This window comes from Rhodopirellula sp. UBA1907 (assembly GCF_002337565.1).
Lineage (GTDB): Bacteria > Planctomycetota > Planctomycetia > Pirellulales > Pirellulaceae > Rhodopirellula > Rhodopirellula europaea.
In genome coordinates, this window is record NZ_DDGH01000096.1 from 8,554 (window position 1) to 8,908 (window position 355).

Annotated in this window: 1 protein-coding gene; it reads left to right on the forward strand. The window is 59.7% G+C overall.

From position 1 onward, the window contains the following. The coding region (locus B2R17_RS22940) for a CoA-binding protein (protein ID WP_286765842.1) at positions 1-355 on the forward strand (355 nt) is incomplete at both ends.

Sequence of the window (355 nt, forward strand, 5' to 3'; positions counted from 1 at the left end):
AACACCAAGGTCATCTGCCAGGGGATCACTGGCAACGCCGGGAAATTTCACTCTCTCGGGTGCCGCGATTACGGCACTCAAATGGTCGGCGGTGTCACGCCCGGCAAAGGTGGCCAAGACGTCGAAGGCATTCCTGTTTTTGATACCGTCGAAGAAGCGGTCCAGAAAACCGGCGCCGACGCGACGATGATTTTCGTCCCGCCGCCGTTCACCGCGGACGCCATCTTGGAAGCCGTTGACGCTGGCATTCGCGTTATCGCCGCCATCACCGAAGGCGTGCCTGTCATCGACATGGTCCGAGTTTATGAAAAGGTCAAAGCCAGCGGATCGACGCTGATCGGCCCCAACTGCCCCG